The sequence below is a fragment of the Extibacter muris genome (assembly GCF_004345005.1).
GTDB lineage: Bacteria > Bacillota > Clostridia > Lachnospirales > Lachnospiraceae > Extibacter > Extibacter muris.
In genome coordinates, this window is record NZ_SMMX01000005.1 from 212,056 (window position 1) to 236,680 (window position 24,625).

23 protein-coding genes and 5 pseudogenes are annotated in these 24,625 nt (G+C 46.4%); 16 read left to right on the top strand and 12 right to left on the bottom strand.

Features of this window, described 5'->3' with window-relative positions; genetic code table 11:
- Nucleotides 1-119: 119 nt before the first annotated feature.
- The 4 genes and pseudogenes from E1963_RS08175 to E1963_RS08190 form a co-directional block, all read left to right on the top strand.
- Nucleotides 120-1,175, top strand: a pseudogene (locus tag E1963_RS08175) (site-specific integrase); the annotation flags it as partial.
- 492 nt (nt 1,176-1,667) lie between these two features.
- A complete protein-coding gene (locus E1963_RS08180) occupies nt 1,668-2,099 on the top strand; it encodes a MarR family winged helix-turn-helix transcriptional regulator (protein ID WP_132277000.1) in 432 nt (143 codons plus the stop codon).
- An 85-nt stretch (nt 2,100-2,184) separates the two neighbouring features.
- Entirely contained in the window at nt 2,185-3,558 is a 1,374-nt protein-coding gene (locus E1963_RS08185; protein ID WP_132277002.1) for an MATE family efflux transporter, read from the top strand.
- Between the two features lie 12 nt (nt 3,559-3,570).
- Nucleotides 3,571-3,834: a helix-turn-helix domain-containing protein gene (locus E1963_RS08190; RefSeq protein ID WP_201272016.1), complete on the top strand. Its 264-nt coding sequence runs from the start codon at nt 3,571-3,573 to the stop codon at nt 3,832-3,834.
- 71 nt (nt 3,835-3,905) lie between these two features.
- On the opposite strand, the gene E1963_RS08195 is transcribed toward E1963_RS08190, so the two are convergent.
- The 5 genes and pseudogenes from E1963_RS08195 to E1963_RS08215 form a co-directional block, all read right to left on the bottom strand.
- Nucleotides 3,906-4,220 carry a hypothetical protein gene (locus E1963_RS08195; RefSeq protein WP_132277004.1) on the bottom strand — a complete coding sequence of 105 codons (315 nt, stop codon included), beginning with the start codon at nt 4,218-4,220 and terminating at the stop codon, nt 3,906-3,908.
- A 19-nt stretch (nt 4,221-4,239) separates the two neighbouring features.
- Nucleotides 4,240-4,981: pseudogene (locus E1963_RS22615) on the bottom strand (plasmid recombination protein); the annotation flags it as partial.
- A gap of 447 nt (nt 4,982-5,428) precedes the next feature.
- Nucleotides 5,429-6,379: an AAA family ATPase gene (locus E1963_RS08205; protein ID WP_243117639.1), complete on the bottom strand. Its 951-nt coding sequence runs from the start codon at nt 6,377-6,379 to the stop codon at nt 5,429-5,431.
- Nucleotides 6,380-6,503: 124 nt separating this feature from the next.
- A complete protein-coding gene (locus E1963_RS08210) occupies nt 6,504-6,884 on the bottom strand; it encodes a plasmid mobilization protein (RefSeq protein ID WP_132277008.1) in 381 nt (126 codons plus the stop codon).
- Nucleotides 6,881-7,138, bottom strand: a pseudogene (locus E1963_RS08215) (tyrosine-type recombinase/integrase); the annotation flags it as partial. The pseudogene E1963_RS08215 and the gene E1963_RS08210, both read right to left, overlap by 4 nt.
- Nucleotides 7,139-7,221: 83 nt before the next feature.
- Here E1963_RS08215 and E1963_RS22620 point away from each other — a divergent pair.
- Nucleotides 7,222-8,133, top strand: a pseudogene (locus E1963_RS22620) (transposase); the annotation flags it as partial.
- On the opposite strand, the pseudogene hcp reads toward E1963_RS22620, so the two are convergent.
- From hcp to E1963_RS08240, 4 genes and pseudogenes are all read right to left on the bottom strand, one after another.
- A pseudogene (hcp, locus tag E1963_RS08225) lies at nt 8,112-9,611 on the bottom strand (hydroxylamine reductase); the annotation flags it as partial. The pseudogenes E1963_RS22620 and hcp overlap by 22 nt on opposite strands.
- Nucleotides 9,612-9,667: 56 nt before the next feature.
- Complete coding sequence (locus tag E1963_RS23495; protein ID WP_330570755.1) at nt 9,668-9,817, bottom strand: TIGR04076 family protein; 150 nt, start codon at nt 9,815-9,817, stop codon at nt 9,668-9,670.
- A gap of 149 nt (nt 9,818-9,966) precedes the next feature.
- Complete coding sequence (locus E1963_RS08235) at nt 9,967-10,299, bottom strand: cupin domain-containing protein (protein ID WP_132277010.1); 333 nt, start codon at nt 10,297-10,299, stop codon at nt 9,967-9,969.
- A 16-nt stretch (nt 10,300-10,315) separates the two neighbouring features.
- Nucleotides 10,316-11,029, bottom strand: coding sequence for an ATP-binding protein (locus E1963_RS08240; protein ID WP_132277012.1), 714 nt, complete (start codon nt 11,027-11,029; stop codon nt 10,316-10,318).
- Between the two features lie 91 nt (nt 11,030-11,120).
- On the opposite strand from E1963_RS08240, the gene E1963_RS08245 reads away from it, so the two are divergent.
- Nucleotides 11,121-11,768 (top strand): Crp/Fnr family transcriptional regulator, encoded by a 648-nt coding sequence (locus tag E1963_RS08245; RefSeq protein WP_132277014.1) that lies wholly within the window; start codon nt 11,121-11,123, stop codon nt 11,766-11,768.
- Between the two features lie 412 nt (nt 11,769-12,180).
- Here E1963_RS08245 and E1963_RS08250 read toward each other — a convergent pair whose 3' ends face one another.
- Nucleotides 12,181-12,705 (bottom strand): helix-turn-helix domain-containing protein, encoded by a 525-nt coding sequence (locus tag E1963_RS08250; protein ID WP_132277016.1) that lies wholly within the window; start codon nt 12,703-12,705, stop codon nt 12,181-12,183.
- 307 nt (nt 12,706-13,012) lie between these two features.
- Here E1963_RS08250 and E1963_RS22625 point away from each other — a divergent pair, with 307 nt between their 5' ends.
- From E1963_RS22625 to E1963_RS08295, 8 genes are all read left to right on the top strand, one after another.
- Complete coding sequence (locus E1963_RS22625; protein ID WP_132277018.1) at nt 13,013-13,174, top strand: MerR family transcriptional regulator; 162 nt, start codon at nt 13,013-13,015, stop codon at nt 13,172-13,174.
- Between the two features lie 752 nt (nt 13,175-13,926).
- Nucleotides 13,927-15,039: a multiple monosaccharide ABC transporter substrate-binding protein gene (chvE, locus tag E1963_RS08265; RefSeq protein WP_132277022.1), complete on the top strand. Its 1,113-nt coding sequence runs from the start codon at nt 13,927-13,929 to the stop codon at nt 15,037-15,039.
- A gap of 70 nt (nt 15,040-15,109) precedes the next feature.
- Complete coding sequence (mmsA, locus tag E1963_RS08270) at nt 15,110-16,648, top strand: multiple monosaccharide ABC transporter ATP-binding protein (protein ID WP_132277024.1); 1,539 nt, start codon at nt 15,110-15,112, stop codon at nt 16,646-16,648.
- A gap of 17 nt (nt 16,649-16,665) precedes the next feature.
- Nucleotides 16,666-17,817, top strand: a complete 1,152-nt coding sequence (gene mmsB / locus E1963_RS08275; protein WP_262202007.1) for a multiple monosaccharide ABC transporter permease — start codon at nt 16,666-16,668, stop codon at nt 17,815-17,817.
- 12 nt (nt 17,818-17,829) lie between these two features.
- A complete protein-coding gene (locus tag E1963_RS08280; protein ID WP_132277026.1) occupies nt 17,830-18,723 on the top strand; it encodes a 6-phosphogluconolactonase in 894 nt (297 codons plus the stop codon).
- A 19-nt stretch (nt 18,724-18,742) separates the two neighbouring features.
- On the top strand, nt 18,743-19,792 hold the full coding sequence (locus E1963_RS08285; RefSeq protein WP_132277028.1) for a carbohydrate kinase family protein: 1,050 nt from the start codon (nt 18,743-18,745) through the stop codon (nt 19,790-19,792).
- 25 nt (nt 19,793-19,817) lie between these two features.
- On the top strand, nt 19,818-20,879 hold the full coding sequence (locus tag E1963_RS08290) for an aldose epimerase family protein (protein WP_132277030.1): 1,062 nt from the start codon (nt 19,818-19,820) through the stop codon (nt 20,877-20,879).
- Nucleotides 20,880-20,943: 64 nt separating this feature from the next.
- On the top strand, nt 20,944-22,098 hold the full coding sequence (locus E1963_RS08295) for an ROK family transcriptional regulator (RefSeq protein WP_132277031.1): 1,155 nt from the start codon (nt 20,944-20,946) through the stop codon (nt 22,096-22,098).
- Here the strand turns inward: E1963_RS08295 and E1963_RS08300 are convergent.
- Entirely contained in the window at nt 22,095-22,754 is a 660-nt protein-coding gene (locus E1963_RS08300; protein WP_132277033.1) for a DUF3298 and DUF4163 domain-containing protein, read from the bottom strand. The genes E1963_RS08295 and E1963_RS08300 overlap by 4 nt on opposite strands.
- Before the next feature lie 339 nt (nt 22,755-23,093).
- Here E1963_RS08300 and E1963_RS08305 point away from each other — a divergent pair, with 339 nt between their 5' ends.
- Nucleotides 23,094-23,603 carry a hypothetical protein gene (locus E1963_RS08305; RefSeq protein WP_132277035.1) on the top strand — a complete coding sequence of 170 codons (510 nt, stop codon included), beginning with the start codon at nt 23,094-23,096 and terminating at the stop codon, nt 23,601-23,603.
- 217 nt (nt 23,604-23,820) lie between these two features.
- Entirely contained in the window at nt 23,821-24,237 is a 417-nt protein-coding gene (locus E1963_RS08310; RefSeq protein WP_132277037.1) for a YjdF family protein, read from the top strand.
- A gap of 145 nt (nt 24,238-24,382) precedes the next feature.
- Here E1963_RS08310 and E1963_RS08315 read toward each other — a convergent pair.
- Nucleotides 24,383-24,625, bottom strand: a 243-nt coding sequence (locus tag E1963_RS08315; RefSeq protein WP_145964173.1) for a transposase, incomplete at its 5' end; no start/stop codon positions are given.

The window sequence follows — 24,625 nt, forward strand, 5'->3', positions numbered from 1 at the left end:
TTGTTTATGTATCTGCAAATAGTATAATTGAAAGCAAAGGGCTTTGTTACGATTGCAGGGCGTGTAAACCGCCAGTATTTTTATGAAAGGCTCTACGGAGCAGGAAAGGAGATGAAATAATGCCCGTATTTAAAAATGAGGACAACGGCACTTGGTATGTGATGGCTCGCTATGTGAATTGGAAGTGCGAACGCAAGCAGAAATGCAAGCGTGGATTTGCCACAAAGAAAGAAGCACAGGAATGGGAGCGAATGTTTCAGTTGCAGACTTCTTCCGACCTTGATATGAGTTTTGAAGCCTTTACCGAATTGTATATCAATGATGTGAAAAACCGTCTGAAAGAAAACACTTGGCTGACAAAGGAGCATATTATCCGCACGAAGATACTGCCCTTTTTCGGCAAGTTGAAAATCAGCGAGATTTCCACAAAGGAGATTATCACTTGGCAGAATGAAATGCTTGCCTATCGTGATGATAAGAAAAAACCGTACTCACAGACCTATCTGAAAACGCTGCATAATCAGTTGTCGGCAATCTTCAATTATGCGGTTCGATATTATGACTTGAAAGACAATCCATGCAGAAAAGCTGGAAGTATCGGAAAGAGCCACGCCGGGGAAAAGGAGTTTTGGACGAGACAGGAATTTAAACAGTTTCTTGTGACTGTGGAGAACAAGCCGGAAACAAAAATGGCGTTTCTGCTCCTTTACCGGACAGGCATGAGGATTGGGGAATTACTTGCTATAACTTATAATGACATTGATTTGGAGAAGCGCACAATTTCCATAAACAAGTCTTATCAGCGGATAGAGGGCAGGGATATTATCACGCCGCCCAAAACACCAAAGAGCAAACGAATTATAACAATACCGCCATTTTTGACGGAAGAATTAAAAGAGTATATTTCACATTTGTATGGAATTATGGCAGACGAAAGAATGTTCCGCTTTACAAAATCCTATATGGAGCATGAGATTATCAGAGGTATCAAGGCTTCGGGAGTAAAAAGAATATGCTTGCATGATATTCGTCATTCACATGTTGCACTATTAATCAGCATGGGGGTGAATCCATTGATCATCAAAGACCGTCTTGGCCACGAAAAAATCCAGACGACTTTAGGGACCTATGGACATCTATATCCTAACAGCAACTTTGAGGTTGCTAAAATGTTAGGCGGAGTTATTAACTTCACGCCTGCTACGGAAAGCGTAGCTGATTACACGCATAATCAGTTCACCGCTTCTTATCACAGGAAATATAAAAATGCAATGATAATGCAATCCAGAGGCACCGGTGCCGGAAAAGCCCGTAAATAAAGGCTTTCTGTCCCACCACCGACTATTCGAGCTCCTCGGCGGATAGCTTGAACTGGCTACTTTTCTCTGATTTTTAATTGTTTTATTATCCATATTCTTCAAAAAATACTCTTGTATTTGTACCAGTCAAAATTTTTAGAACCAAAATAGAGCCAAACACCACCTTCTAAATTTTCTCCTTATCCGCCCTTATTACATGGTGCTAGCACCATGTGTAAAACCGTCAATTAAGAAAATTTAATATGCTTCCTGCCATTTCCTCTCTTTAGGTTTTGCAAAATTCAATCGCATACTATTGATATTCAACAAAAATTATGCTATGCTACTTTACAGATTGGAGGGTTGAAATTGAGTGAAGCAAATACCTGCGGAATTTTAATACGTCAAATACACAACGCTTTGGAGAAAAGGGCAAACAGCCAACTGAAAGCCGACAACCTTACCTATTCCCAAATGTCTGCTTTAGTTGCAATCCGAAATGCGCCTGCAAAAAAACTTACGTTTAAGGGACTGGAAAAATGCTTGTCACTTGCTCAATCCACGACTGCCGGATTGATTTTCCGTTTAGAACAGAAAAAACTTGTTTTGGTTTCGGGGGATACAGAGGATAAACGGATAAAGTATGTGGAAATAACTGCTCTTGGAGAGGAATTTTGCAATAAGGCAAAACAGGAATTGGAACATACAGAAAAAATGCTCTTAGAAAATCTTTCAGCCGTGGAAAAAGAAAGCCTATTAACTTTGTTGGAAAAAATAAATCACACAGCAAAGAAGATGTAGTGTCTGCCTGTATCGGGCAGACAAAAAAATATCCATATCAATCGCTTGCTTTCAATCGCAAACAATCATTAAAGGAGGAAATACAATGAATAATCAAAAATCTATGGAAGTCTTTAGTAAAGCACCTGTTTCACAGGCAGTATTCAAAAATGCCCTGCCCGCTATGGCGGCAATGCTTATGGTTCTAATTTACAATTTAGCTGATACGTTCTTTATCGGACAGACACATGACGCTTTACAGGTTGCGGCTGTATCGCTTGCAACTCCTGTATTTCTTATATTTATGGCAGTAGGAACAGTTTTTGGTATTGGCGGCACATCTGTCATTTCCCGTGCATTAGGTGAAGGGAAAGAGGACTACGCAAAAAAAGTCTGCTCTTTCTGTATGTGGAGCTGTATCATTGCAGGCGTAATTATGGCGGCATTATTTTTAATTTTTATGAACCCTATCCTATCACTGATTGGGGCAAGCTCTGATACATGGAATTTAACAAAGACCTATCTGACAATTGTTGCGTGCAGCGGACCTTTTGTACTAATTTCAAATTGCTATGCAAATGTGATCCGTGCAGAGGGAAAATCGGGTAATGCCATGATGGGACAACTCCTTGGAAACCTTTTGAATGTCATTCTTGACCCGATTATGATTCTGGGTTTTGGTTGGAACATAGCAGGTGCGGCGATTGCTACCGTAATCGGAAATGTAATAGGCGCAGGGTATTATATCTGTTATTTTCTCCGGGGAAAATCAAACCTTAGTATTAGTTTCAAAGATTTTACAGTAAAAAATAAAGTTTGCAGCAGCGTTTTTGCAATCGGTATTCCCGCAGCATTAGGTTCTTTGCTAATGAGTATTTCACAAATCATTGTCAACAGCCAAATGGCAGAATACGGGGATATGGCGGTTGCCGGTATTGGCGTTGCCATGAAAGTAACAATTATAACCGGTATGATATGTATGGGGTTAGGGCAGGGAATACAGCCCTTGCTAGGTTTCTGCGTAGGAGCAAAATTATGGAAAAGGTTTAAAGATATTTTTAAGTTTTCAGCCATATTTGCGTTGATTTTAGGTGTTTTTATGACAGTCCTCTGTTATCTGTCACTCAATCAGATAGTCAGTGTATTTCTGACTGATACGACTGCCTTTAATTATGCTGTCCAGTTTTCACGCATTTTGTTAATAACAAGTTTTTTGTTTGGTTTATTTTATGTTCTTGTCAATAGCATACAAGCTATGGGGGCAGCTACCGCTTCACTCATTATCAGTTTAAGCAGACAGGGCATTGTCTACATTCCTGCCCTGTTCATCTTAAAGGCGGTTCTTGGTCTGACCGGGCTTGTATGGGCACAGCCCGTAGCTGATATATTTTCTACTATCCTTGCCGCCATATTGTATATCAAAACATACCAGAAATTAAGCAGGGAACAGATAACAAGACAAATTGAAAATAATAAATAAACATGCTAATTGATGAAAGGGGAGGTATGTATTGGGAAAATATTAATGCGGATACTTAATGAACAAGAGGAAAAAGTAATTGATAAAATCATATCGGCAATATCTGATTGGATACAATTTGAACCTATGCAGATTGCTCCTGCTTCTATTCTATCTTTTCCGGGACTGGAAATCAGACAGCACTACCACCGGGTGCTTCAAGACGGAAGGGAAATTAACCTTACCTGTCTTGAATACCGTACCCTTGTACTTCTTGCTTCCAATCCCGGAAGTTAGGTGTCGGCTATAAATTTGACATAACAAATGCCGGGGAATGACTTTCTGTAACTGTCATTCCCCGGCAAACTTTATCGCTCCAATGCCCTCTCTATCTGCTGTTTCTGTCCTTTCAAATCGTTCTGCTTCTCATACAGACTATTTCGCTCTTTACAAAGTTCTTTCATACGCTCCAACTGCGCCCGCACTCCCACCCGGCAGTCCGGCTGTATCTTTTTATATTCCCCAGTTAGATTACGAATTGTATTATTGTTTTCCTTTATCTGCTCCGATAAGCATACCCAGTCTATCAGATTTTGTACTTCCTTATCCGTTTCGTAAAGGTCTGTTTCTGCCACGATATTAGCACACAGCCGCACCATGACTTTCTTCTCCATATCCGTCATATCCTATCAATCCTCTTTCCTATCTGCTCATTTCAAAGGCACGTTTCGGGCGTTTATTTGCCCTTTCTGCCTGTTCTAATACCTTTGATCGTTCCACTATCGACTGCACCTGTTCCCTGCCTAAATGACGTTCCAAACGCCTTAAATCAGACATTTTTTCCTGCAATCGGTCTATGGTGTCGCTCTGCTCCATGACCTTATCCGTCAAGCGGCTAATCTGCGTCTGTTGTCCGTTCACTTTAGCAGTCAGCTTCTTGCTCTGTTCCGTAAGCTGTACGCACTTGATAGTCAGATTTTTTACTATCTCTTTCAATTTCTCCACAAGTGGTAAAGCCTTTTTATCCCGGTAAGCCTTTGCGCTCATCAATGCCCCCCGGCTCTGCTAACTGCCATTTTACATCTTCATCATAGGCGTGAATATTGCGCTCCATGACTTCCTTAGACTGCACCATTTTGTTGATTTCCTGCTGTAACTTTTTCTGCTGTTTCTCCAATTTCTCATTTTCGGATAACAGCTTTTCCTTATCCTCTGTCAGCGTTTCTGTTTGCTCTTTTAGCAGATGATTTGTTGCGGAAAGTTCAGACACTTCCTGCCGGATTGCTTCTCCCTCTTTCCGTATCTGCTCCGTTTCCTGTTCTGCCGCTATCTGCTGATGAAGAATAGATGATAATTCCTCTTTACTGCCGGAGATTGTCTGTTCCAGTTCTTCAACCTCTTTCTGCCGTTCTTGCTTCTCAAAATCAAGTACAGACAAATGTTTGTGTGGCAGAACTCCACGTTATCCCGGCTTCGTTCCTTATCCACATTTTAGCTGTAAAGGCTCTTGTATTGTGATTGACCGAACCTTTCCCTACCATGCCGCTAATCGTTCTTTCCAATAGGCATATCCTCCACATTCTCTATATTTGTGTCACTATTTTTACTGCGCCGAAAGGCGTAAGGCTTTGTTACTTTCCCGAAAGTAACGCAAAAGCACTTTCGACAGGCTACGCTCTATCAAAAGTGCCTTTGCGCCCTGCCGGGGGCTTTTCCGTCCTTACGGACGGGGCGGCTTTTCGCCGCCTTGTTGCCGCCGCTTTCCGGCTTTCTTCCCAATACCGCAACAATGCAATCTCTATAATCTTTGCAACCTTGCAATCTTCAAGAACGCAATTCCAAGACTGCAAAATTCTAATACCCTGCATTGTTGCGCTGTTGCCTTTCTCCGTCACTGTCTGATTTTATCCAGTTCCCAATACCATGTATTGTTTATCCGCTTCGCTCGTATACCTAACTCTTTCTTTGCATTTTCCAGTGTCCGTTTCGATATAGCCTGTTCCTCTGCAAGATTAAAAATTTCATTGCTCTGCATGGCGTTGTTTGTTTCTGCCAGTTCCCGGAGTAGCCGCTTTGCCTGTTCCATTTTATTTGCTTTGGGAGCGATACCGCCTAATACTTCATCTGCTGTTATCTCATAATCTCCAAGCCAATGAAAACCGTCCTCTGACAATGCAAATGCTTTCGGGTGTCCAAACGCCGCAAGGTTATTTTTAATCTGCACCACAGCCCTTGTATTTTCCTCTCCCTCTACTCTGCCGACCAAGAGAACACTTCTTGCAACTGCAAAGAAATCAATCGAACCCATTCCCCGGTATGCCGCCTTATTTCCTGCCGCTTTGTTCATGTGACCAACAAGAACGATAGCACACTGATATTTCTCTGCCAGTGCCGCTAACCGCTTTGTCATATCCCTTACTTCATTCGCCCGGTTCATATCCATACCACCGCCCAAATAGGCTTGTATTGGGTCTAAAATCAACAGCTTTGCTCCTGTCCTTATAACAGCTTCTTCCAACCGTTCATCTATCATGGAAAGGGATTTTATCTTTTCATCAATGACCGAAATTTTCTCACAGTCTGCCCCTGCCTGTTCTAACCGGGGCTTTACCGTATCGGCAAGTCCGTCCTCTGCACTCTGATAGATTACATTCAAAGGCTCTGCGAGGTTCATTACACTGTCTATGCCCTCTCCCTTAGACAGTTTCGCCGCTATATTCAGTATAAAGGTTGTCTTTCCGTCACCCGGATCGCCTTGAATGATTGTCAGCTTGCCATAAGGGATAAACGGAAACCACAGCCAAGAAACTTCCTGCGACTGTACTTCTGATAATTTAATCAACTGTAATTCGATTTTTGTTTCTCCCTAATGACCTCCATTTCTGAAAAATCGTTGCCACTGGAAGAAACCTCTGCCATACCGATATTGTGAGGTTGATAACAGAGGTTTTCCAGTTATCACAGCCCTAACAGTTGCCGCTGTCGGGGCTTTTTTCTTGTTTGTCTTGCCACAGATATTTTGCTCCATCCAACACCCAAAGGATAGCTTTCAGCATATCAAGACAGTCATTCCGCATATCTTCCAATCCCTCCGGCGTTAAATAAATCTCTGCCTTTTCAAACTCTTCTGTCACTTCCCGGATATTTGTCTGCATTATCTTTAGTTCCTCTACCAACTGATAAACCAGTTCTTTTTTACCGACCACGCACACCCGGTTATAAATACAGGAACGGACAAAATAATCTTTCTTGGAAAGTCCGCTTGCTAAAATTTTTGCTTCGATTTCTTCCCTTTCTCTGGGGGAAATGTGAAAGCTGATTGTCGGGTATTTATGCACTCCGCTCATTCTACTTCCTCCCTGCTGTTCTCTATCTCCAATTTATCTGCAAGTTCCCCCTGCTTGTTTGGATATAAATGTGAATAAGTATTTAGTGTTGTTTCGATTTTCTCATGTCCTAACCGCTCCGCAATCGCTAATGGCGTAAAACCCATTTCTACAAGTAACGAAGCGTGAGAATGACGTAAAGCATGGATCTTAATTCGGTGAACGCCGGCAAGCCCTGCCAGCTTTACCAGGGCTCTTGGCAGGGTATGCTTGCTGGGGAGTATGAAAAATTTTCTGTAAATATGTTAGTGAAAAGTTCTTCTATGATAAAATCTAATTCATAGGAGGGCCTTTTATTATGGCAAAACAAAAGAAGCCTGTACACCGGGTACAAATGACGGAGGGCAAGCGTAACATCATTCATCAGCTACTGGAAGAATACGATATTCAGACGGCTGAAGATATCCAAGATGCACTTAAGGATCTTCTTGGTGGAACCATCAAGGAAATGATAGAAGCGGAAATGGAGGACCATCTCGGATACGAAAAATCGGAGCGTTCTGATAATGACGATCACCGAAATGGTTACAAGCGTAAACGCGTGAACAGCGGCTATGGCTCCATGGAAATTGAAGTTCCACAGGACCGTAAATCCACTTTTAATCCTCAAGTAGTCAAAAAACGCCAGAAAGATATTTCTGATATCGACCAGAAGATCATTTCCATGTACGCCAAAGGGATGACTACCCATCAGATTTCTGAAACGATCGAAGACATTTATGGTTTTGAAACCTCCGAAGGATTTATTTCTGATGTAACAGATAAGATTCTTCCCCAGATTGAAGACTGGCAGAACCGGCCTCTGGATAAGGAAGTCCTTACCATTCAGGTTGGAGATAACGAAAGTTCTAAATACTGGCTGTCTGTTCTGAATGAGCTGAAAAACCGTGGTGTAAAAGATATCCTGATTCTCTGTGCTGACGGCCTCACTGGGATTAAAGAAGCTATTGCGGCTGCATTCCCTAAAACAGAATATCAGCGCTGCATCGTCCATCAGGTAAGAAATCCACTGAAGTATGTTCCAGATAAAGACAGAAAAGCTTTTGCAACGGATCTAAAAATAATATATCAGGCTCCAGATGAGAAGAAATCCCTGGCAGCCCTTGACCGGGTAACTGAAAAGTGGACTCTGAAATATCCGAATTCCATGAAACGATGGAAAGACAACCGGGATGCGATTTCTCCAATTTTCATATCTTCTTCCACTGTACCAATTCCCGCAATACCGAAGTTCTCAACCAAAACTTTTGCCACATTGGGGCTGAGGAATGCCGGAAGCGTAGGACCGAGATGGATATTCTTCACACCAAGATACAAAAGCGCCAGCAGGACGATAACCGCCTTTTGCTCGTACCATGCGATATTATAGGCGATCGGCAGATCGTTAATATCATCCAGACCGAAAACATCCTTGAGTTTCAGGGCGATTACGGCAAGAGAGTAGGAATCGTTACATTGACCGGCGTCCAGAACACGCGGAATGCCGTTGATATCGCCTAAAGGCAGTTTGTTGTACTTGTATTTTGCACAGCCGGCAGTAAGAATCACAGCGTCCTTGGGCAGAGCCTTAGCAAATTCCGTATAGTAGTCACGGCTCTTCGCCCGACCGTCACAACCTGCCATAACCACAAACTTTTTGATTGCGCCGCTTTTTACAGCTTCTACAACTTTATCCGCCAGAGCCAGAACCTGCGCATGGGCGAATCCGCCGATGATTTCACCCGCCTCGATTTCATTTGGAGCGGCACATTTTTTTGCCTGCTCAATAATCACGGAAAAATCCTTCTGTTCGCCAATTTCTCCCGGAATATGAGTGCATCCCGGATACCCCGCAGCGCCGGTGGTATAGAGTCTATCCTTGTAGCTGTCCTTAGGCGGCACAATACAGTTGGTCGTCATAAGGATAGGACCGTTAAAGGATTCAAATTCCTCTTTTTGCTTCCACCATGCATTTCCGTAGTTGCCAACAAAGTTGGGATATTTTTTGAAGGCTGGGTAATAGTGGGCGGGCAGCATCTCAGAATGCGTATAGACATCTACGCCGGTTCCCTGGGTCTGCTCCAGCAGCATTTCCAGATCACACAGGTCATGACCGGATACCAGAATACCGGGATTCTTTCCAACGCCAATATTTACTTTCGTAACTTCAGGATTTCCATAACTATCTGTGTTAGCCTTATCCAGCATTGCCATACCGGATACCCCATATTTTCCCGTTTCCATAGTCAGGGCAATCAAATCCTCTACACTGAGGCTGTCATCCAGCGTAGCTGCCAGTGCTCTCTGAAGAAACGCGTCGACTTCATTGTCATCCTTCAGCAGCACATTTGCGTGCTTGGAATAGGCAGACAGCCCCTTCAAGCCGTAGGTGATCAGCTCCCGCAGAGAACGGATGTCCTCGTTTTCGGTGGAAAGTACGCCAACCGTCCCGGCCTTTTCTTCCCAATCGCCGGAGCCGTCCCACTTTGCGGCTTCGGGCAGGGCGGACGGGTTTTGAACCTGTGTCAGCAGGACTTCTTTTTCCGTCAGCGTAGCACGGATTCTTGCCTCAATGCTCTCTTTATCAAAATTCGCATTGGTGATGGTAGTGAACAGGTTCAGGGTGATTAGATGATTGATTTCAGCAGATATCTGCTTACCTTCCTGACGCAATACAGTTGTAACAGCTGAAATCCCTTTTGTTCCATAATTTACCTCCATAATAAAAAATATATAAATTTGTTATCTCAATATAAGGATTCGTTTTAATCGGTTTTATCCTCAATTTCTAGCTTAAAGACATTGATTACATCTACATCCGGGCAGCAAAAAACAACGGAGCCGTCCGGTTGACTTGGCAGGTTTCCACCATAGCGCAGGATATCTATATAATGAAATGCGACATGCATAGTCATAGGACAAAGGTTTCCTCTTTCGGTATCAAAGTAAAAGTGTCGTCAATCTGATGACCACGAGGACATCCCTTGTGACCTTTTTGAGCAATCAAGCTGATTTTTATTTTTGTTTTTTCATCATCAACTTCCTATATAATCGCTGTTCTCGCTTAGAATACAACAACTAAAAGCATCTTGAACGCTTCCTGCCCATATACCGCATGAGGGTGTCCTGCCGGCATGACAATGGATTCTCCTTCGTGCAGCAGATATTCAACGCCATCAATGGTGATTTTTCCAACACCGTCTAAGCAGGTGACGAAGGCATCCCCACCCGATTCATGGGTGCTGATTTCTTCCCCTTTTGCGAAAGAAAACAGGGTAATACTTACCGCTGGGTTTTGTGCCAGAGTTTTGCTGACAACCTGTCCCTCCTGATAAGAAATCTGTTCTTTCAGCGTCAACACTTCTGATTGGGCAATGTTTTTCATTTTCATATTCATAGTAAACCTCCTCCTTTTATTCCAGAATTTTACCGTCAACTGATATGGTGACAACCTGCCAGGGAATGAATTTTCCGCTTGCCTGTAATGCTTTTTTTGCCGCTAATTCCAGTCCGCCGCAGCAGGGAACTTCCATTCGCACAATTGTCACACTTTGAATGTTATTGTTTTGAATGATCTGTGTCAGCTTTTCGCTGTAGTCCACGCTGTCAAGTTTGGGACATCCAATAATCGTAATCTTCCCGCGCATAAAATCATCATGCATTCTGGCGTAGGCGTATGCGCTGCAATCAGCTGCAATTAACAGCTTTGCGCCGCCAAAATACGGTGCATTGATTGGAACCAGCTTAATTTGACAGGGCCATTGTCCAAGCTGTGACTCAGCCTGCACCTGAGCGGGAGAGGCAGCTTCCTGTGAATGCTGAATACGCTGCATACGACTGCCGGGGCATCCCGCGTGAGGAACAGCAGAGGTATGACTATTTTCTTCCTTTTTCCTCATATTTTCCTGTACAGCCTTTTCGTCATATGCGGCGGCTTCCCGTTTTTCAAAGGAAATTGCACCTGTTGGGCAGGTCGGCAGACAATCTCCAAGACCGTCACAATAATCGTCCCGTAGAAGTTTTGCCTTTCCGTTTACCATGCCGATGGCTCCTTCATGGCAAGCGTCGGCACATGCGCCACAGCCGTTGCATTTTTCTTCGTCTACTTGGATAATTTTTCTAATCACTTTAAATTCATCCTTTCTCTTGCGTTTCTGGGTATAGTATACTATAATCAAACTTGAAAGTCTGTTGTTATAACAACAAAAGGAGAAAAATATGAAATTATCCGATACGCAATTATTCCGTGGGTTAGGAGAAGATGAAATCACCTCTCTTTTAAGCTGCCTGAATGCCGTAAAACGCAGTTACAAAAAAGGAGAGGTGATTCTTTCGGAAGGGAGCATTACAGAAAATATCGGAATTGTGTTGTCAGGTATGGCTATGATATCCTGTAACGACATATGGGGCAATACCGGCATTTTGGGAAATGTTGCTCCCGGTTCCGTATTTGCCGAGGTATATGCTTGTATTCCGGGACAGCCGATGCTGGTTACGGTGTCTGCTTCGGAAGATACTTCCGTACTGTTTATGAATGTGGGGCGTGTCTTGACCACCTGTACCAATGCCTGCCCCTTTCATACAAAACTTGCACGGAATCTACTGACTGTCTGCGCCCACAAAAGCCTCCGGCTTTCTCAAAGAATTCAGCATACCGGTTCAAAATCCATACGGGGTCGGTTGATGTCCTACTTTTCAGAATGTGCCAAATGCGCTGGAAGCAATTCTTTTCTGATTCCATATAACCGCCAGCAGTTAGCAGATTACCTGAATGTTGACCGCAGCGCTATGTGCAATGAGCTTTCCAAAATGCAGAAGGATGGCATAATTGAATACGAAAAAAATCGTATTTTGCTCAAAGACTAAAAGTATATGAAAAGGAAGATAGATGTAAAGTGCTTAGTTGTTCAGCTCACAGGGACAAGCGAAGTGTGGTATGAATCTGAATAGAGGTTGATTTTTTAAGCAAAATCGCTTATAACTTGAAGCAGAACATATTGCTATTATCCACAGTTACTTGAGCGAGTGATATCAACGCCGATAACAAAATGATAACATTAGCCCATATAGGCATGATAATATGGATATATCAAATAATCAGTCCAGTGTTTATGCGGATTTCAAGCATATTTTCTTAGTGAGTGGCAACAATTTGGCAACACTTTTCACATCACGCACTGAATAAAATACTTCAATAACATAGAGAAACCTTACTGATTTTCAGAAATGAAGCTGAAAGTCGGTAAGGTTTTTTGCGTTGATAAGAGCCGGGAGAGAATCATTCGGATTCATCTTTCAATGCGTCTGTGAGGAAGTCGCTTAGATCCTGTGGGAGAGCTTTTCGCCATTGCTTAGAGGTGTCCAATTCGGGATATTTATACCGCCATTGGTCGTATTCCTCTTTGGTTATCTCGCCTTTCTCTAACAGGGCAGACTGCTCCTGCCATGCATGGAACATTTCAAACGTAGAGGAATAAGCTGTGCCGGTGGACTTATCCAGCCGCAGGCAGATTTCTCCATCAATTTCCCCGATTTTCAGTCCGTACATATCTTCCAGAGCAAAGAGGGTGTGCATAAGTCCGATATTACTGTCTATTTCCGGCACTGTAATCGCACGGGGACTGACATCAAAGATATGCGCCATTTCTTTTACAAGGTCGTGTTTTGGTGTTCTTGCTTCTGACTCGTACTGTGCCATACGGACATCAGAGGTCTTTCCGAGAAAGCCGAGGACTTCGCCCAGTTGCTTTTGCGTCATGCCTTTGCGGTTGCGGAAAAACTTGATACGTTTGCCTATTGCCATAATAAAACCTCCGATATAGTATTAGTGGTACCGTCATGCCAGCTCGATTACGCTTCGCTTCATCTCGCTGTGGCGGTGCGCCATATAAGCATGTCAAAAAGCAGCCCGTCGTGTGCAAGCCCCCGCTGTTCTGCTTTCTGCCAGTCGTGCATGACTTGTATTAAATAAATTTGTTTAATTTAGTATAGCATGTGTAATAGAAATGGCAAGAATAACTTAAATAAAAAAAGTTAAGATTCTTTTAAAAACAACTTGGATTAACGGAATATATTTAGTATTATACACATGAACCGCAGAAAAATCATTTATGACTGTGGAGGAAGTGGCAGCGGAATTACGGGTGTCAAAGTCAAAAGCCTACCAGATTGTGCGAGAATTGAACGCAGAGTTACAGAAACAAGGGTATTTGACGGTGGCAGGACGTGTGAACGCTACATTTTTTCATAGAAAGGTTTGTAACAGCGATTAAGACGAAAGGAGCCGATGGAATTGGCTGTATACAAAGATAATGCCACAGGAACGTGGCGGGTAATCTACTGTTTTACCAACTGGAAGGGGGAACGCCAGCATCCAACGCCATATGGAGTAGCAGACCAACGACATGAATGCTGCGGAGATTATGGACCGTGTGGTCAAGGGCTACATAGAAGCGGAGCAAAGGGAGCAGAAAGAGGCTGGGAAGAGGCTCGGGCAGCAGCTGGAGTGCCGGAATTGAAATTGCTTGTAGACGCAGTACAATTGTCAAAATTTATTACGCGGAAGAAGACAGCAGAACTAATTAGTAAATTAGAGAAACTGACCGACCGGTTCGAGGCAGAACAATTACAAAGAAAAGTATGGTTAGTGATATTTTTAAGGGAGTCTTGCTGATTTGATTAGTATTATCTGAAAGTATCGTCTAAACAAAATCCCCCGTGGAAATATTTAACAACACATCAATTTTGGTTGACAAATCCCCACTTATAAAATATAATTAATTTAACTTTAATAAATATATGCGCGAAACAACGCATGGAAACACAAAAACATGCAAAATACAACATTATTACGGCATTTTTTGCCATAATTATGAAATAAACTTTAATTAATTAAAAAGTTCGTTTCATAATTATCAGTTCAGAAAGGGGGATGCCGCAGCAATTTATGAGACGGACGGCCGGTCACGGTACACAACGGTAATTCTATTTAAAGAACATTAATTCATTCTAAAAGGAGAAGGGTATGAAGAAAATTTACAAGAAAGTAATTGCGGTTTTGATGGTTTTGACAATGATGTTATCTCTGGCTGCCTGCACGAGCGGAGATTCCGGTAAAAGCGGCAGTGCTTCCGGCGGAAGCAAGAAGGACAGCAAGAAGGTCGGCATCGCCATGCCGACGAAAGACCTGCAGCGCTGGAGCGAAGACGGCGCCTACATGAAAGAGGCCATGGAAAAAGCAGGCTATACGGTAGATATCCAATATGCAAATAACGATATCGGCGTACAGGCGTCACAGATTGAGAATATGATTACAGGCGGGTGCGGAATCCTCGTTATCGCCTCTATCGACGGCGGGGCCCTTTCGGAAGTGCTGGAGAAGGCCAAGGCTGCCGATATCCCGGTTATCGCATATGACCGGCTCATCATGAATACAGACGCAGTTACATATTATGCAACCTTTGACAATGAGAAGATTGGAATCATGCAGGGACAGTACATAGCTGACAAGTTAGACCTGGAACATCAGGACGGGCCGTTTAACATCGAATTGTTTACCGGGCCGACCGATGACAACAACGTGAATTTCTACTTCGGCGGTGCGATGTCCGTTCTGCAGAAATACGTAGATGAAGGGAAATTAGTCATCCAGTCCGGCACAGAAGCATCACTGGCCGCATGTGCCACGCCGAACTGGTCGACGGAAGAGGCGCAGAAGCGGATGGAAAACATCATTACGAAGAGCTACACCGGCGGCGTGAAGCTGGACGCGGTGCTGTCATCCAATGATTCCGTGGCAAATGGAATAACGAACGCTTTGGTTGCCGCGGGCTACACGGCGGAAGATTTTCCGATTATCACAGGACAGGACTGTGAGATCACGTCGGTGAGGAACATGATCAAAGGGCTGCAGTCGATGTCTGTCTTTGTGGATACGAGAGAGCTGGCCAATGTGACGGCGGATATGGTCGAGTCCATCATGAAGGGCGAAGAGCCGGAGATTAACAATACAAAAGACTATGACAACGGCACTGGCATCATACCGACTTACCTCTGCGAACCGCAGGTTGCTGATATCGACAACTATAAAGAAGTGCTCATTGACTCCGGATATTATACAGAAGACAGGCTTCAATAGCAGATTTACAGATGGATCAGGTCAGGGCTGCTGCACATTGCAGCAGCTCCTTTAGAAAGGGAGAGATATTTTGAGCAGAATACTAATGGAGATGAAGGGGATTACCAAGACTTTTCCCGGCGTCAAGGCTCTGGATGATGTAAACCTTAGGGTGGAAGAGGGCGGGATACACGCACTTGTCGGTGAAAATGGCGCCGGCAAATCAACCTTGATGAACATCCTAAGCGGAGTGTATCCGTATGGGAGCTATGAAGGGGAAATCATCTATGAAGGGGAGCGCTGCGAATTTCAGAAGATCAAAGACAGCGAAAGAAAAGGGATCGTGATTATCCATCAGGAGCTGGCGCTCGTACCGTATATGACGATTGGAGAAAATATGTTTCTGGGCAATGAGCGGGGCAGCCGCTATAACGTGAACTGGAATGCCACGTTCACCCAGGCGGAGGAGCTGCTTGAGACCGTCGGATTGTCCGAGCCGCCCCAGACCCTGGTGAAAGATATCGGCGTCGGCAAGCAGCAGCTTGTGGAGATTGCCAAAGCGCTGGCCAAAGACGTAAAGCTGCTGATACTGGATGAACCGACCGCCTCACTGAACGAGTCGGATTCCAGAAAGCTGCTGGATCTGCTGCTGACGCTGAAGAAGAAGGGGATGACCTCCATCATCATATCCCACAAGCTGAATGAGATTGCCTATGTGGCAGACAAGATTACGGTGCTGCGGGATGGGATGACGATAGAGACGCTGGACAACGAGGCACATGTCATCGATGAAGATCAGATTATCAAGGGGATGGTCGGAAGGGAGCTGACGAACCGGTTTCCGGCAAGGGAGAATGTGGCAATCGGCGAGGTCAGCATGGACATCAGGAACTGGACGGTCCATCATCCCCTTGCTCCTGAGAGGAAGGTGGTCGATAACGTCAGCATGTATGTCAGACGCGGCGAAGTGGTCGGCATATCGGGCCTGATGGGAGCGGGGCGCACAGAGTTTGCCATGAGCATATTTGGCAGGAGCTATGGAGTGAATATCAGCGGCGAGATGACGCTTTGCGGAAAGAAAGTGAAGCTTACTTCCGTCCAGCAGGCGATCGACAATAAGCTGGCCTATATAACCGAGGACCGTAAAGGCAACGGGCTCATATTAAGCAATCCAATCCGGGTCAACACGACGCTTGCGAAGATGGATCAGGTGAGCCGCTTTGGCGTCATTGACAAGGACAAAGAATTTGAGATAGCCGAGACGTATAAAGAGAAGCTGCGGACGAAGACGCCATCCGTGGAGCAGAATGTGGGCAACTTAAGCGGAGGTAACCAGCAGAAGGTCCTGCTTGGAAAATGGATGTTCACAGAACCGGACATCATGATTCTGGATGAGCCGACGAGAGGGATTGATGTCGGCGCTAAATATGAGATCTACAGTATTATCAACGCGCTGGCTAAGGAGGGGAAGTCCATTGTCATGATATCATCTGAACTCCCGGAGATCCTCGGCATGTGCGACCGGATTTATATCATGAACCAGGGCAGGTTCGTAGGCGAGCTTGACCGGGAAGAGGCGACGCAGGAGAAGATCATGACACTCATATTGAAGCAGGGTGCAAAGCAGTAAAGGAGGAGAGGATTAACGTGAATCGTGTAAAAGAGATACTGAAGAAGAATACAATGTTGTTTATTCTGCTGATCGTCGCGTTGTTTTTCGGCTGGAAGACGAATGGGGTGCTATTTGACCCTCAGAATGTGACGAACCTGATTGCCCAGAACGGCCATGTGGTAATCCTGGCGGTCGGCATGTTGCTATGCATTCTGACAGGTGGCAATATCGACCTTTCGGTCGGTTCGGTCGTGGCATTTATAGGGGCTGTGGCAGGCAAGCTGATGGTGACATATAAGATGAACTTTGGGCTCGTTATCGTCATCTGCCTTGTGCTTGGCATCTTGATCGGGATGTGGCAGGGCTTTTGGATTGCTTATATCAGGATTCCGTCCTTTATCGTGACACTGGCAGGTATGCTTCTGTGGCGCGGGGTGGCGCTTATTATCCTGGATGGGCTGACCATATCGCCGTTCCCCGATGCCTTTAAGATGATATTCAACAGCTATATCGCGGATACCTTCGGGGGAAGTATCAATGTGACATGTATGCTGGCTGCCGTGCTGGCGTGCCTGGCCTATCTCTTCGTATTTATTAATGGCCGCAGAAACAGGCAGAAAAAGGGATATGCGGCAGAGAAGCTTTTGCCCTCTGCGGGGAAGGCAGGCGTCATCTGCCTTGTCATCCTTCTGGCAGCGTACCGTATGGCTCAGTTCCAGGGGCTTCCTACCATCCTTGTCATACTGGCGGCAGTGGTCGGCGTCTATACATATTACACGTCCAAGACGGTGGGCGGACGCTACCTTTATGCGGTCGGCGGCAATGAGAAGGCGGCGAAGATGAGCGGGGTCAATACGAACCGCGTGCTGTTCTTTGCATTTACCAATATGGCATTCTTAAGCGCCGTAGCCGCGCTCGTATGCGTGGCCAGATTCAACTCGGCGGCGCCGACAGCCGGCAAGAACTACGAGATGGACGCCATCGCCTCCTGCTACATCGGCGGGGCTTCCGCTTACGGTGGCACCGGAACGGTGATGGGAGCCGTAATCGGCGCGGTATTTATGGGGCTGCTCAATAACGGAATGTCCATCATGGGTGTGGATTCCAACTGGCAGCAGGCAATCAAAGGGCTGGTTCTCCTGGCCGCAGTTGCCTTTGATGTAATATCGAAGAAAAAAAGCAGATAAGGAGTGGCAGATATGGATTTAAAAAACTTATATAAATGGTGCAGCATTCCGGCCAAAGAGCTGGCAGAGAGGGACGACTTGAAGGTACCCCTGCGCATTGTAGAAGATTCCGGCGAACTGGGGACAGTTATGGCAAGGGACCTTGTGGACGAGATCAAGAAAGCGAACGAAGAGAAGCGCATCTTCCGGCTCATCGTACCGTGCGGTCCAAAAGAATGGTATGGGCCATTTACCGATATGGTGAATGAAGAGCAGGTGTCCCTGCGAAATATGGTCTGCTACCACATGGATGAGAACCTGGACTGGGAGGGAAGGCTGCTGCCAAAAGAAGACCCCAATAATTTCCGCACTTTCATGGAACGGCATTTTTACGGCGGCATAGAGGAGGAACTGCAAGTCCTGTCGGAAAACCGGCATTATCTGACTCCATATAATATGCAGGAGATGTCCCGGATGATCTCGGAGGTGGAGATTGACTACACGCTGGGAGGATGGGGCCAGGACGGGCACATCGCATTCAACCAGGCGAACCGCAACCCGTATGTGGAAGTGTCGCTCGATGACCTGCGCAATTCGACCGCAAGGATACAGAACAACAACAACGATACGATACTTGCATTATCCCAAAGGGGACTTGGAGGAGCGTGGCAGTTCATGCCGCCCATGTCGATAACGTTAGGCGTCAGAGAATGTATGAAGGCGAAGAAAATCAGGGTCTATTCCGCCACAGGGGCGTGGAAGCAGACGGCTCTGCGGGTCGCCTTGTTCTCCGAGCCGACGGTGGAGTATCCGATGACGCTTCTGCAGGAGCATCCGGACGCTTTGATTACAGCGACAGAAGAGACAGCCTCCCATCCCATCAGCGAGCACCCGGAGTGGGAGTTCAGGGCGGTAAACAGCAGATAAGGATAAAGGTGGGAGATATATGAAGTTTGACAAGATTATAGCGACCGGAGGTATCGGCACCGGCATGCTGTTTCTGAGCAGCAGGCAGGAAGCGCTTGGCAGAAGCGAGTCACGTCCTGTGACGCTGAGCTCCGCAAAAGACTATTGCAAACAGCAGATCGTCCTGTATTACGCAGCGGCCCTGCTGAAAGACACGATACCGGTGTACCCGGTTGGATATGTAGGAGCCGACAGCAGCGGCCGTGCCATCATCGAAGAGATGAGGAAACAGGGGATGGACGTGAAGTACATATCCCTAAGCCCGGACTTTCCGACGACCATCAGCATCTGTCTGCAGTATCCGGACAGGGAGACGTGCAACTTTACAGCCGCTAACAGCGCTTCGGGGCTCGTCACGCCGGAATATATCAAAGAAGCAATGGCACAGATTGGCGTGGATGAGAAGACGATCGTCTGTGCGATTCCTGAAGTGCCGGTCGCTTCCAGGGCAGAGATGATAAGAAGCGGAAAAATGGAGGGGGCCCTTACCGTCTTGTCGGTACCGGTTTCGGAGGCAGAGGAGTTTGAAGCGCTATCCATATACAGGCATGTGGATATCCTTGCCGTCAACATGGAAGAGGCGCAGGCAGTCGCTCATAGCAGAGAGACGGGGACGAAGCTGCTCAGGCAGCTGGCAGATAAGCTGGCAAAATCGAATCCCCGCCTGTCCATCCTCATGACATGCGGCAAGGAAGGGGCGTATACGTTCGTCAACCAGACGGTCGAAAGGATTCCACCATTACCCGGCAACGCTATCAATACGACCGGCGCCGGAGATGCATTCCTGGGCGGCACCCTGGCCGGCATCGCCCGCGGCATGGAGCTTCAGAAGGGCCGCAGCGACCGTGTGTTCGGCGAATCGGCGCTGTCAAGCGCGCCGGAGCTTGGAACGATCTGTGCGGGGATGGCGGTCGAATGCGAGGACAGCATCGCATTCCATGTGAGCCCTTTGACGATTCAGGAACTGATCCGCAAAAAGGGATGGGCTGCAGGAGATCATTTTATCAAGCAGGCAGGACGAATGAGATAATATACGAAAAAGAGGTGAATCATATATGGCACATATAAAGGTCCAGCCGTTTGGCACGCTGGTGACCGGGCAGGAGGCGTATCTGTATACGCTCAAGAATAAAAATAATATGACTGTCAGCGTCACCAATATTGGCGCTGCCGTGCAGGCCATCGTGCTGCCTGTCAAGGATGGGCAGAAGAGGGATGTAGTGCTCGGATTTGACAGCGCGGCCGGATATGAACGTACGGGCCTCTACCTAGGGGCCACGATAGGACGGTACGCCGGACAGATACGGGGCGGGAGCTTCTGGCTGGAGGGAAGGCAGTACCATTTATTTAAAAATGATCATGAAAATACCCTCCACGGGGGAAGGCGTGGCTTTGACAAGCATTGCTTTACCGCCAGCCTCGAAGAGGATGACAATAAAGTTACATTCCGCGCATGGATAGAAGACAAAGAAGAAGGATTCCCGGGGAATCTGGAAGTGGAAGCAAGCTACGAGCTGACCGATAAGGATGAGGTCATAATGGTACACCGTGCGCACAGTGACAAAGACACGGTGCTGAACATGACGAACCACAGCTATTACAATCTCGACGGGCATGACAGCGGCAGCATAGAGAACCACAGGCTGAAGATCTACAGCAGCCAGTTCCTCGAACTGTCAGAGGACTGCTGTCCCAATGGCAATGTGCTAGACGTGTCTGGGACACCGATGGACTTTCTCACCATGACGAGAATCGGCGAACGGATCAGACGCCCGGATCGGCAGCTCCATATCAGCGAAGGGTATGACCACAACTGGACTATAGGCGGGCCCACCGGCACGATGAAGAAAGTTGCAGAGCTGGAAAGCAGCGCAAGGGATGTGCGGATGGAGCTGTATTCCGACCTTCCAGGCCTGCAGTTTTACAGCGGCAACTATCTGAACGGCGGTGAAACAGGAAAAGGCGGATGCCGCTATGGCCTCCGGGGCGGATTGTGCCTGGAGCCCCAGTATTATCCGGCGGCGCCCAACTACAGACAGTTCCCGTCGGCCGTGCTCAGACAGGATGAGACTTATGAACATACGATCAGGCTGAAGTTCTGCTGCACCCCAGGGTAAACTGGGAATTGTTGTAAATCAGGCGGCATCATGGTATAATTGGCGTTAAACAGGAGGGTATGAGATGAAAAAAGGAGGCAAACCTGAAGATCTTGGCGAGGCGAACAGAATGTTGATTCTGAACTGCCTTCGCTTGAATGGAAGCATGTCGAAAGCCGATCTGGCCAGAAGGCTTGGGATGAGCTTTCCGGCAATATCAGCGAATGTGAAGATATTAATTGAACAAGGTCATGTCAGGGAATCCGGGGAAGGGGACAACTCATTGGGACGAAAGTCCATGCTTCTGTCATTTAATGAAGAGATGGGATTTGTCATCGGCGTCGACATCGGCAGGTTTTGGATCCGCGTTATGGTTGCCGACCTGATGGGAACGGTATTGGGCTATGTGAAGGCTCCCGCCGTCTCTGGCGGGGACGCAAAGGAACTGCACGATGCGGTGGCGGAAGTGATCAGACAGGCACTGGCAAAGAGCGGTAAGACGGAACAGGATATCCTCTGTATCGGAATGGGGCTGCCAGGTGTAATCAGAGGCGACACTATCCTGCTGGCACCATATTTCCCGGATATAGATCTAAAAGCGTTCAAAAAGAGGATTGCAGAAGAATTTGAGACGGAGCTGATTCTGGAAAACAGTGTCAACATGGGCGCGATAGGAGAACAGGCAGAGGGAGCCGGAAAAGGCTATGGCAACTTTATCGTCATCAACTATGGGGTGGGTGTCGGCTCGGCGCTCGTTCTGAACGGCAAGATATATTCCGGCAGCCATAACGCCGCGGGTGAAATCGGGTACATGGTGGCAGAGCCTATGAAGCTCAGGGGCTCGTTTGAAGAAGTAGGTGTGCTGGAAAGTATCATCTCAAAAGAGAAGATAGAGAAGTTCATCTCACATGATAACTTTCAGCAGGAAGTGGAACGGCTCGTGGAAAGGTACCGGGCGGATGATCTGTATGTCCGTTCGGTTCTGGATGAGATATCGATCAATATCGGAGTGACGCTGATCAACTTATGCGCCGCTCTGGATCTGGAGGCGGTCATCATCTCCGGCGGTCTTGGAACAGCATTCGGCAACGTGTTTATTGACACGTGGCGTTCCATGCTCCGCAACCATATTCCGTTTCCGCCGGAAATCGTCCTCTCGAAGCTGGATAACAAAGAAGGCGTCCTCGGAGCGATACATAAGAGTATCGAACACTTATTTACAGCAGACAGCATCATCTAGGCAGGATGCACAGTTTCCCGGAAGGGAAGCTCGAATTCAGGCAGCCCGCTTGAATAGGGGGCGATATCATACTGCTGGAAGTATATGACAATCCCGTCTGGATTCAGATAATAGTTCTCCATATGGAAGTTCTTCCGGATAAGTTCGGTATAATTGTCAAAATATGTCGAAGGGGCGGCCTTCAGCCTCTGGGCGGTCTGCTCCTCTATACAATCCTTTATGCGGTCTGAAACATCATTGTTCCCTGGATAGAAATCGGACAGCGCTATCCGGCGGCCGGAACGGAAGTCCCAGGTGTCGGATCTCCGTTCGGTGGCGCCATGGGCTCCGCCCATATACGTATACTGCTCGGTATAAAGGCTTGTGATGCAGCGTTCGTTATAAGTGACCGTGTACGTTTCTTCCAGCTCATAACTGTGGAACGGAGGATAGTTCTTCTGTATATAGCGGGCGCTTTCTACCGCTTCATCATACAGGACGGTACGGCAGTATTGTTCCAGCTTTTCTGCTTTGGCGGCATAATACGTATTGATGCCGCGTGCGGCCGAGGTGCTGCACGTAGTGAGAAAGAACGGGTAGTCTATCTTGTAGGTGAAGACGGCAATGTCATTGTAGAACAGGATGTCTTTCAGCGTTTTCTTCCGGATTTTCTGCATAGGACCCTCCAAACCATAAGGCATACTTATTGAACCGCTAACATTCAATAAGGCATACTTATTGAACTGCTAACGTTCAATAAGGCATACTTATTGAACTGCTAACGTTCAATAAGGTATCATATGAGGCAGGTCTAAAATATCCCGCCCCGTTTCCATATCATATATAATATATTTCCGGGCGGCTTAAAGTATGAATATTTATGGCCTCTGTCCCGGCCGTGCCGTGCACACCACAGCTTCGCATCTGTATCCGCCCAAGTGCGTATACCTTGCAGGTTGTGTTTTTCCTGATTATTCTTTATAATTAAGAAAGAGATTGACAAGGGAGCAGATAGCATGAAAAAAGTAGTCATCATTATAAACGGCAATGGGGGGGTAGGTAAGGATACGCTGTGCGATCTGGCGGCTGAAGCCTTTCAAGTGACGAATATATCTTCTATAACCCCGATCAAGGACATAGCGGCCGAATACGGCTGGAGAGGGGAAAAGGATGCCAGGTCCAGAAAATTTCTGGCAGATCTGAAGAAGGTATTTACGGAATACAATGACCTTCCTACAAGATATCTCGTGGAAGAATACCAGAAGTTTCTGGACAGTGGATCTCAGATTCTTTTCGTCCATATAAGAGAGGGCGAAGAGATAGACAAGTTTAAGAACAAGGTGGAGACGCCATGTGCCACGCTCCTTGTCCGCAGAAGCCATATGGAACATGCGAGATGGGGCAATGAAGCAGATGATAATGTGGCAGGCTATGCCTATGATTTTCAATATGACAACGACAAGCCGCTGCCGGAGGCAGGCCCAGACTTCGTACGGTTCCTGAAGGAGATCATAGAGAAGGTATAAGAGAAGATGCGTAAGAGAGACGTTCTGGTGATGGAACGTCTTTTTTGATGTTTACAGAGTCCATCTTGACAGGGAGCGGGAAAGAGATTAGCATTAAAGCAGCAGAGATAAAAACACAGTCTGGTTGGTAGTCCAGGCATATCCGCAGGATATCAGTAACCTTCCTCCTTAGGTCGTCCATTCTTTGTCTTTGAAAATATGTTAAGGAGGAAAAATCATGGACAAAGTATCGGTATCAGTATGTGTGTATTTCGAGGATCCATTCTGGGTCGGGGTGGTGGAGAGAACCACAGAGGAAGGGCTGTCGGCCTGCAAGGTTACGTTTGGGCCGGAGCCGAAGTCCTACGAGGTATATGGATTCCTACTTGAGAATTACTACAGGCTGCGATTCAGTCCGGCTGTGGAGACGGCTGTCAAGGAGCTGCATGTGAACCCGAAGCGGATGCAGCGCAAGGTGCGTAAGCAGATGGAAGTCCGGGGGACGGGGACCAAGTCCCAACAGGCATTGCAGCTGCAGCATGAGCAGATGAAAACAGAGCGGAGGGTATCGGTTAAAGAGCAGAGAGAAGCCGCGCAACTGCGCAAGTTTGAGTTGAAGCAGCAGAAGAAGAAGGAAAAGCACCGGGGCAGATGATGCTCCGGCGCTGCCTGCATAAAGATGAAAGACCAACTATTAAAAGTCAAGTAGATAATTAAAAAAAGTAAAAAGAAATTTTCTGGTAAAAAGAGCACGACAATAAGGCCTGCTATCATGCAAGCCAGAACTGGGATATAAGGAGTTACGCTTTTGGAACATAAGGCTCATTATTTTTTAGAACAGCATAGATGATGTTGCACATTTTTCTGGCAACAGCTCCCACACAAGTTAAGTGATGTTTTCCTTCACTCCGTTTTTTCTGATAATAGTCACTTAGTACGGGATCTTTGAAGGAGGCAATCAGGGCAGCTTGGAAAATAGCTTTTCTGAGATACGGTGAACCACGTTTACTCATAACATTGTGGGTGGCTTCAAATTCACCAGA